The organism is Photorhabdus cinerea, assembly GCF_011189575.1.
Lineage (GTDB): Bacteria > Pseudomonadota > Gammaproteobacteria > Enterobacterales > Enterobacteriaceae > Photorhabdus > Photorhabdus cinerea.
Genome location: NZ_PUJW01000072.1, coordinates 1 through 4,252 on the forward strand (window position 1 = coordinate 1; position 4,252 = coordinate 4,252).

Annotated in this window: 3 protein-coding genes and 2 pseudogenes; all 5 read right to left on the reverse strand. The window is 50.2% G+C overall.

The window, feature by feature from the left end; translation table 11 throughout:
- Positions 1 to 172: pseudogene (locus C5469_RS23900) on the reverse strand (S49 family peptidase); the annotation flags it as partial.
- A complete protein-coding gene (locus C5469_RS22355) occupies positions 172 to 1,812 on the reverse strand; it encodes a phage portal protein (RefSeq protein ID WP_242689569.1) in 1,641 nt (546 codons plus the stop codon). The gene C5469_RS22355 and the pseudogene C5469_RS23900, both read right to left, overlap by 1 nt.
- Positions 1,809 to 2,072 (reverse strand): gpW family head-tail joining protein, encoded by a 264-nt coding sequence (gene gpW / locus C5469_RS22360; RefSeq protein WP_166310845.1) that lies wholly within the window; start codon positions 2,070 to 2,072, stop codon positions 1,809 to 1,811. Before gpW ends, C5469_RS22355 begins: the two co-directional genes overlap by 4 nt.
- Before the next feature lie 17 nt (positions 2,073 to 2,089).
- Positions 2,090 to 4,069, reverse strand: a complete 1,980-nt coding sequence (locus C5469_RS22365; protein WP_166310847.1) for a phage terminase large subunit family protein — start codon at positions 4,067 to 4,069, stop codon at positions 2,090 to 2,092.
- Positions 4,041 to 4,252, reverse strand: a pseudogene (locus C5469_RS22370) (RNA polymerase subunit sigma-70); the annotation flags it as partial. The gene C5469_RS22365 and the pseudogene C5469_RS22370, both read right to left, overlap by 29 nt.

Genomic DNA, 4,252 nt, shown 5'->3' on the forward strand with positions numbered 1-4,252 from the left:
CGGCATCGTTTTTAGGACGTGAAAAACTGCCGTCATCGTCCCAATCTGACATGGCATTAATCCGCGTGATGCCGAACCGGTCAGTCAGTGCGGCCATCACGACTTCAGCTTTGCGCGGATGTAATGCCAGCGGGGTGTTAAATAGCCGTTGCGCTAAATGTGGTAAATTCATTACTCCACCTTGGGATCTTGAATAGTTTTATCAGCGGGAACATCCAATTGCGCCCAACTCGGCGGAGTCAAACCCCGTTCTTTAAACGCATCGAGTTCACGCTTACGCTGATCGAGCATCTCTTCCCAGTCTTCACCCGCGTTCTCTGCTGCCTCCATCTCAAGAGTAGAAAGCCCGGCATCCATCCCAAGAATTGCACCTTTCTTCTCCGCAACAGGATCTACCCAACCCCGGCCCGGCCCCATCCATTGCGCACGACAATAGGCTGCCCGCGCTTCCAGAAAATCAGGTGCGCCAGTCGGTAGCGGTAAATCTTCTATGTCGTGAATTTCTTCAATAAACGCGGTCAAAATGGGTTGAGCAAAGCCGATTGAAAAATCAGCGCGACGCCGAGTTAAGGTTTTCCACGCTTCTAGCATAGCGGAACGTGCCGAACTGTAGTTCACATCAGACCAGTCTTGTGTCACTTGCTGAGTCGATAGCCCGGTTGCTGCTGCGATATTGCGCAGTGCCGCACTTTCAAAGCCTTCAAAGTTGCTGTGCGGCCGTGCAGCGTTCACTGTTGTTATCTTCTCGCCAGGATACATAATTGGGATACGCGCCCCATTCTGCAAAGACATCCGGCGATCATTGTGAAACTCGACGCGTCCCTGTTGATATGCGCCTAGATTTTCATCTTCACTTTCGCCTAATGCCGCCTCAACTAACGCAGGGTCATACGGTGACTCAATATAAGCGCCGAAAATCGCATTTAGAATAGCGGCTTCAAGCTCTGACTGGTCATATTTAATCAGCATCTTCAGGCGCTGAACAACCGGCGTTAAGATGCCGTTACCCCTGTGTTGTGCTCCGCGCTCGTGATCAAAATCATGCACAACATGCGGGCGTCCCCACGCTGTTTCACGCGGTATACGCTCCCATGTCATCGTTTTTGCACCACTCCACCAATCGCCAATATGGGCTTCCCGGATATGGTAAAACGTAGGAGCGCCGTCAGCGTCTATCTCTACACCACCTCTGATATGCGGCATATCAAAATTCTGTTGCGGGTTACTGAGTCGGTCAGGATCTACAATCTGAACTGTTGTTGCATAATGCCCGCGTCCAGGACCAAGCCTATCCGGTCGATATTGCAGAATAGCCAGTGCATCACCGTCTAATAGTTTATGTCTGAACGCTAATCGCAACATTTGGGAAACAGTTTGCTGACGCTCAACATCACAATAACGACCGGGATCATTGGCCCACGAACGCCAGTGAGCTTCTACGACTTTGCCGTATTCGTCCGCCCAGGTTGCATCAAAAGCTTTATTGCCGGTCACCAGTGCCAGCATCCGATAATCAGGTTTGATAATTGGCCGAAAATTAGCCCCAATCGCATTATCAAGAACCCGCGTGATCGCACCACTGGCCCAGCCGTCATTTCTTGCCAGATCACGGACACGCGAAACAATGCGGTCACGGTAGATATTGATTTCATTGTCGGGTGACCACAGCGCGGGTTGCCAGTTCGCCAGCTGATCACTAGACGAATCAGCCGCGTCATAGGGCACACGACTACCGCCAACCAACATAGACATTTTTTGTCGAGAGGGTGGCAGCGGCTGCCCGTTCGGTCCCAAAATTCTTACTGTCATCAGAACCTAAACCTTACCGGGCGACGCGGCCTGGCTACGATACCGAGTTGTGCCTGTAGTAATTGAATCAGCGCCATCAAATCCGCTAGTGAACTTTGTTGATATGACACTGAGCGAGTGCCGTCTCCCTGTGTGTATGAAAACGAAACGCCGCGTTGCCCAGATGCCAAATCAATGTAGGCTTGCTGTGCTTTGGTTAGTGCATCTTGCAATTGCTCGCGCGTCATTGCACCCGCCAGCAAGCTAGTTTTTGGATTAAACATAGTGATCCTTTGGAAATTTAGGACGGCAAAAGTTGAGACAAGCTTTTTCGTTTCGGCTTTTCGGGCTCTTGAATAATAACGCCGGGATATTGCAAGCTGATTTTTTCTTCCGGTTCTGCGGGCGCTGGCAACAACCTGCCCGGATTTTCTGTAATGCTGGTAACTAATGCATTCAGTTTCAGTCCCATATGCAGGAGTCCGCATAATGCAGCATAACCATAAACTCTACAGTCCAGCGCCTCGTTAGCCCGGCCCGGCAATTGCTCCCACACTCGGAAGCGCTGCCCGCCTGACTCTTTTAATACGGAGCGCTCTGCCAAAAGTTGACTGAAATAATTCAGGTCCCTATCTGCCGGGAAATGCATATAACTGGCTGACGCCTCACCGGGCAGCGGGGGATCGATATGTAACCGGCCACGGATAGTATCTTTTGCCGCATTAACACCGAGAATAATGGGCTTGAAACTTGACTTGGTGCGCGGTGTAGGTTTTTTAGTCGGCCAGACTGGGGAACGCTTACCGCCGCGTGCTGATTCACCTTTGATGGCCCATATCCGGCGACCAATTCTGGCTTTTGAGAATTCGTAAACTTGCTGCGTGTGGTGTCCGCCAGAGTCCATGCACGCCGCCATAATCGTAAAACCGCGCCCGTCAGCACGCCGCCATACCTGTTTCAGGTACATATCAAGACGCTTCCACGGCTCATCGGTTTCCAGATCACCTTCAATGACATCATAAGCAATTGACCAGCTTTCTTCATTGCGGCCCCACCCGACAATTTCAATTTCGAATCTGTCATCTTGCGTATCAATACCCGCCGTCAAAACAGCCACGCCATCCGGCACCTCAGCAGCAAAGACTTCACAACGTTCAAGCAGTTTTCTTTCACTCAATGCCTTCTCTCCGCGGTCTTCATAAGGTTCACCCAGCACAAGGTTAATAAATGTCTGGCGCATCAAGGGGTCATTTTTCACCCTCAGCCATTCAGCAACTAAGTATTTCCACGCGGCGTTCGGAAACAAACTGTAACCCGCCCAAATATGAAAACCGGCATGGCCTTTAAATGGCTTTGTCGCTCGCCACTCTCCGCGCTTCACAATGCCGGGTTTTTCGTTGTGATGGATCATGCAACCGTTATGACGACAAACATAGTAAGCCGTGTCCGGCAAACCATTGCCGTTTTCGTCCTTGTCCCACTTGATCCCATATGGCGTATCGGGACCGCCCCACTCTAATATTTGATATTCGCCGCAGTGAGGGCATGGGACATAGTAATAACGCTGGTCACTATCGCCGAATGACTTTTCAATGCGGCTAGTACCTTTCACCGTAGGAGTTGAACCCAATACGATTTTGCGGTTCCAGAACGTTTCAGAACGCTTTGTACCCAGTGCTATCTGATCACCTTCTACACCCGCACCGCCAGACGGATAACCATCGACTTCATCAAACAAGATGATCCGGCAAGTAATACGACGAAAACCGCCTGGGCTGTTAGCCCCTACCAGTGTCAGATTGGCGCCATTCAAAAACGTCTTTTTCAGAATGGTCTGATTACTGTTTTTGGCTTTGGGGTCACCAGAGATTTCAGCCAGCACTGGGGTATCACGCAGCATTGGGGCAATCTCGGTTTTACTGTAGTCTTCCGCATCTTCAACGCGGGGTTGAACAACAAGAATCGGAGACGGGTCATGCGCCAGATAATAACCCACTACGTGATCGAGAATTTTTGTATAGCCGACACGCGCTGATTTCATAACAGACACATAGGTAACAGTCGGGTCTGTGATAGCATCCATGATGCCGTCTTGATAAGCAAAAGATCGGAATCTACCCGTTTGTGCGCTAGTTTCTTTTGAAAGTACAGCGTATTTATTGGCCCATGCGCTTAATGAAAGCGGCTCAGGGGGGCGAATATCAGGGCGACGTTTATATAACTCTTGTGTAAAATTTTGCCAAGCGGAGGCGTTAGCTTTCTCCTCGTTGTTTATTATCATCAAGGCTTAATTCCTCCATCGCCTCGTAAACCACCTCCTGTAACGCTTGAACAAACTCCGTATCATTAGTGGTGGAGGCCAAGACACGTAGACGAGGACCGTGTTCAGGAGCAATAGCGATTAAGCGAGTGCGCATTCTTGAATACTCTTGCCCGACAGCCTCAATCATGTCTTTATACGGCA